The organism is Arthrobacter sp. SO3 (assembly GCF_020532825.1).
Lineage (GTDB): Bacteria > Actinomycetota > Actinomycetes > Actinomycetales > Micrococcaceae > Arthrobacter.
This window is the reverse complement of record NZ_MQTS01000139.1, coordinates 1-5,452: the sequence shown is the minus strand read 5'-3', so window position 1 is coordinate 5,452 and position 5,452 is coordinate 1. Positions and strand designations below refer to the sequence as shown.

Sequence of the window (5,452 nt, the reverse complement as noted above, 5' to 3'; positions counted from 1 at the left end):
ACCCACACCCCGCCATCATTCAACTCCACCTCAGTGGTCTTAAACCCCGGATAGATGACGGCGCCGGTGATGAGGACGGCTGCCGAAGAGGCGATGGCAATGCCCGTGATGAGCGGGCGCCGTTTGGTGGACCCGGGATTTTTGAAGCCCGGCTTTCTGGACCCCAGCGTGGCGAAAAGGCGTGTCACAGCTTCAGATTTCCTTCAAGATGGCGTTGTGATTCCCGTGGCTGGCCTGAGACGAGGCCCTCACTTCCCGCGACAGCCTACCGTTCGTTCCGGGGGCACGCGATGGGGAGGACTCCCCCGCGGGAGTCATGGAGGTCCCGCTCCGCGGCCCGGCGGTCAGCCGCATTGCGGGATTCCGTGACCCTCAGGCTCGCCCAGGGTGGTGTTGCCGACCTGGATGGTGCGGCCCACGAAACGGCCGTCCGGGTGCGAGTTGATGCGGTACCACTTGTAGGTCCCGCGGGCATCCGGCACGGTGCGCCACATGAAGCAGTTGACGGTGAAGGACCCGTCGGAGCCGTAGGCCCATGGATAGTTCCGGATCACCCCGTCGCAGGTGTGTTCCGCGCCCGCCGGCGAGCGCCACGAGGTTTGCCCGGAGGCAGGCGCGTCAGTGCACGTGCGGTAGCCGTTGACTGCGGCGTCCCAGTTCGTCTTCGCCGGGCCGGACTGGGCCGTGGCCGTGGCGATGCCCCCGCCGGTCCCCACGGAGTTGACCGTCTGGACCTGGATGGAGTGCCGTTCGTCGAAGCCGCCGGTGTTCACGGTCCGGCTGCCTGATGCGGCGACGTTTTCCCAGCCGCGGCCGTCAATGTTGATCCGGGTGGAGGCGACGTCGTTCGTCGCCGTGGACGGCGAGTTCCAGCTGAAAGTGAGCGACTTCTGGTTCTGGCCGCCGTTCTGGCCGGAGGCCGAGGGCGTCCCGGGCGCGCCGTAGGGTGTGGCGCCGGCTGCGGCGCTGGCGTCCGAGCTCGGCGCCACGGTGGAGTTGGCCACCACGGTGATCCTGGTGGCGGCCCCGTTCGTGAAGCCGCCTACGGTCTGCCCGGGCCGGATGGGACCGGACTGTCCCGTGGTGGCGTTGTAGGTGTAGCTGACCTCATTGGGCGCCGAGCCGTTGCGCTCAGCGTCGGTGAGTTCCCGGAAGTTGATGGTCACGGCCCTGCCCGCGCCGCCGGTGTTGGCCTCCGCGGCACTGACCCCGGACACCTGGGAGAGCTTGCCGGTGGCGCGCCGCGGGGCCGACGGCGCGCTGACGGCGCCCTTGCCGGCCTTGTTCTCCGCCTGCACGGTGAAGGTGTAGGAGGCCTCGGAGTTGTTCGCGGTGAAGTTCGCGGTCCGCACCGTCCCGGGAACCATTTGGGTCTGCGTCGTCCCGCCCCCGCCGCTCATGGTGACGTAGTAATTCTTGATCGCGTCGCCGTTGGTGTTCGGTTCGCTCCAGTTCACCTTGAGCTGGTTGGAGGTCCCCACGGCGGAGGCCACCGTCGACGTCGGTGCCGCCGGGGCTGCCGGGACGCCGGCGGGGTTGTCTTCGGCGGAGTAGATGCCCCACTCGGACGGGCCAAGCTCGTTGACGGCCTGGGCGCGCACCTTGTAGCGGACGCCGTTGGTCAGGCCCGGCCAGGTGTAGTTCAGCCCGGTGACGCCGTTCTTCACGGCGACCCCGGTGGCCGGCGGCGGGGAGATCTCCAGGTTGTAGCTCTTGACGGCCGAGCCCTCGGTCTTTGCCGCAGGCCAGGCGATCACCATGTTTTTGTCCCCGGCCTTGACCGCGGGGGCCTCCGGCGGGGAAGGCTTCTCATCCGGCCTGATCTCGTTGGACGCCGCCGAGGGCGCTGACTGGCCCACTTCATTGGTGGCGGTGACAGTAAAGACGTACTTGACGTCGTTGGTCAGGCCGCTGAGGGTGCAGGTGGTGGTGGCGCAGTCCTGGCTGAAGCCGCCGGAACTGACGGTGTATTTGCTGATGCCAGCGCCATTGTCCGACGGCGGAGCCCACTTGAGCACTGCCGTGCGGCTGCGGACATCGGTCGCGGACGGGGCCGAGGGGGCATCCGGCTTGTCCCGGACCGTGATGCGCACCCGGCCGCTGGCCTGCCGCGACGGATCCCCGGTCTTGTCCAGCACGGTGTAGCGGACCACCATCACGCCCTTGGAGCCGTCGGCGGGAGTCACTGTGATCGAGTCCCCGTTCACGGCGGGGGCGCCCGCGGCCGAGCCGGTTTCGACCGTGGCCGAGATGATCTTCAGCGGGGTTTCGCCGAATGGGTTGAAGTCGTTGGCCAGGACGTTGATGGTCTCGGTTTTGCCTGCATTGGCTTTGTCGATGACGTCCTCGTTGGCCGTCGGGAGGGGCCGGTTGGAGGCGACGACGGTGGCTTCCACCGTGGCCTTGACCGGCTCGGAGCGGCCGTCAGTGACCTTCAGCGGGATGCTCCCCCGGCGTCCCGCGGCGATGGTGGCCTCCGCGCTGACCTTGAGGGTCTGGCCCTCAATGGTGGCCTTGAGCCCCTCGGGCAGGGTGCCGTCGAGCTCGAACTTGAGCTTCTCCTGGTCGCCCGAGTCGACATCCTTGGCGAGGTTGCCCAGCTCGAGGCCGACGGACTCGGCCTTCGGCACTTCGAGGTCGGTCCCGCTGAAGGTGGGCTGGTGGTTGGCGTTGGGGTCGGGAATGACTCTGGTGATGATGCTCAGGGTCGATTTCAGGCCCTGCGGATCGTCGGGTCCGGTGCCGTCCGTGACCTCGAAGGTCACGGAGCCGGGGCCCACGTAGTCCTTCAGCGCGGCGTAGCGCAGCGCGGTGCCGTTGCCGGCCACGACGTTCTGGGAGTCAGCCCCCTGCACCCTGACCTTGTCCACCTGTGTGATCCGGGGCGTGTGCCCTTCCCGGACCCGGACGTACTCGTTCAGGTCGAGGTTGATTTCGTTGCCGGCCATCACTTCGACGACGTCGGTGCGCGCCAGGGTGGGGTGCTGCTCGCCCTGCCCGGGTACCCAGATGACCGCCGTCGCGCTTTGGCCGTCCACGTCGGTGACGGTGTACGGGACCAGCTGGTCCTTCGGGGCGAGGGTCACGACGACGTTGCCGCTACCTCCGGCGCGCGCGTTCGGGTTGCCGTCCGGCAGGGAGACCTTGAGCTCGGCGGCGACGCCGTCGGGGTCGGAGTCGTTCTTGAGGACGGGGACGTCGACGGCGGACTTGCCGAGGGTCTCCGCGGGGGTGACCACGTCGTCTTTGGCGACCGGGAGCTTGAGGGCCGCATCCGGGCTGATCCGGACCCGGATCACCGCGCTGCCCTGGGCCTTCTTGTCATCCTGGATCTTGTAGCCGACGCTCTCGCTGCCGGCGGCGCCGGGGGCGGTGAGGAGGACCTTGCCGCCGTCGGCCGGCTCGACGCTGAGTTCGGGCCGGGCTTCGAAGGCGTTGGAGACCAGGCTGACCGGGTCCCCGTCCGGGTCCGAGTCGTTGCTGAGGGCGTCGACGGCGATCTTGCGGCCGGGGCGCACGTCGACGGCGTCGTCGACGGCGATGGGTTTCTGGTTGTTGGCTTCCGGCGGGGCGATGCCGACAATAACGGTGCCGGTGTTTTCGGCGCCGATCCGGTCCCGGACGCGGTAGCTGAAGGTGTCCGTGCCGGCGGCGTCGCCGGTGGCGGTGAATTCGAGGTAGCCGTCCTTGACGACGGCCGTCCCCATGGCCGGGGCCTTGTCCACGCCGGTCAGCTGGACGGAGTCGCCGTCGGAGTCAATGCCGTCCAGCGGCACGGGGATGCGGACCACCATGCCTGCCACCACACGGGCGGTCAGGTTCTTCGGTTCGGGGCGGGTGTTCCGTTCGTCGTCGCGGGCCCGGATCCGGATGGTGACCTGCTGGGAGTCCGACTGCCCCGAGTCGTTGGTGACCTTGTAGATGGCGTACACGGTTTTCGGCTGCTCGCCGGCGATGAAGCGCAGCGCGTTGCCGGAGGGGAAGATGCGGCCGTCGGCGGCGTCGGGCTGCTGTGCCAGCGCCGGTTCGAGGGTCAGCTTGCCGCCGTTGGGGTCGGTGTCGTTCCCGAGGACCGCGATGGTGACGACGTCGCCGGCACGCACGGTTGCTTCGTCCGGCTTGGCCTGCGGCGCCTGGAGTTTGGTGGGGGCCGGGACCACGAGGACGGCGATCTCGCCGGTGGCCGAGGACTTGCCGTTGGAGATGGTGTATTTGACGTTGAGCTGGCCCTCCGCGCGGATGTCGGTGATCCGGACCACCGAGTGGTCCAGGACGGACACGCTCACAGGCTCCCCGTCCGCCGCGGTCACGGACTGGACCACCAGGACGCCGCCGGAGGGGTCGGAGTCGTTGCCGAGGACATCCACCAGGACGCTGCCGCCGCTGGGCAGCAGGGCGGTGTCGCGCACGGCCACGGGGGCGCCGTCGCCGTTCCCCGGGACGACGTCGACGCGGACCAGCTGCTGGGCGCTGGCCGGGCCGTTGGTGACGAGGTAGGAGACGTAGTGGGGTCCCTGGGCGGTGGCGGAGAAGGTGAAGGTCTGCTGGTCCGCGCCCATCGTGGCGGTGGAGTTGCCGTCCGGGGTGACCTGGGCGAGGCGGAGCGCGCCGCCCTGCGGATCCGAGTCGTTCTTGAGCGGGGCGATGACGGTGTCCACTCCGGCGACGGCGACGATGTGGTCCGCGTTGGCGATCGGCGGCAGGGCGCCCGGGGCGCGGACGTCGACGGTGATCTTGCCTTCGGTGCTGGACTGTCCGTCGGAGACCGTGACGGTGACGACCTTGCGGCCGGGCTCGGAGCCGGCGTCCTGGAAGCTGAGCAGCCCGTCGGGACGGGCTTTGACCTGGTCGCGGGGGTCGCTGCTGGTGGCGCTGACGACGTAGAGGTCGTCGCCGTCGGGGTCGATCCAGTCGGTGAGGATGTTCTGGGTGACCAGCTTGCCGGTTTGCACCAGCAGGGAGGTGTTCCGGTTGGGTTTCTGCCGCGGGGCGGAGTTCTCCCCCGCCGGGACGACGGTGAGCGTGACGTCGGCGGAGGCGGAGAGACCCCGGCCGTCGTCCGCCGAATATTTGAACGTCTCTGTGCCGGTCTTCTCTGCGGGCACGCTGACCTGGAAACCGGTGGAGCCATAGATCGGTGCGAGGAGTCCGGATTTGATCGGATCGGGTGCCCGGACGGTGAGGATGTCGCCGTCGGGGTCGGTGTCGTTGTCGAGCACGGGCAGGATGGTGGTTTTGCCGGCGCGCACGCCGAAGCTGTCCGGTTTGGCCGCGGGTGCGCTGTTGGGTTTGGTGCGGTCCGGGAGGACGGTCTGCTGGACCTCGTCGGCGGAGTCCTTGTCCGCATCGTCGGAGGTTTGCTGCGGGGGGATGACGTCGTCCCAGTTGTTGACCAGCTGCATGTTCTGGTTCACCAGCCACACATTGCCCGAATTCACATCATTGAGGACCA

Annotated in this window: 2 protein-coding genes; both read right to left on the bottom strand. The window is 68.7% G+C overall.

Features of this window, described 5'->3' with window-relative positions; all coding sequences use genetic code 11:
• On the bottom strand, positions 1–188 hold a 188-nt coding region (locus BJQ90_RS13365), incomplete at its 3' end, for a hypothetical protein (RefSeq protein WP_226760740.1).
• A 156-nt stretch (positions 189–344) separates the two neighbouring features.
• The coding region (locus BJQ90_RS13360; protein WP_226760739.1) for an Ig-like domain-containing protein at positions 345–5,452 on the bottom strand (5,108 nt) is incomplete at its 5' end.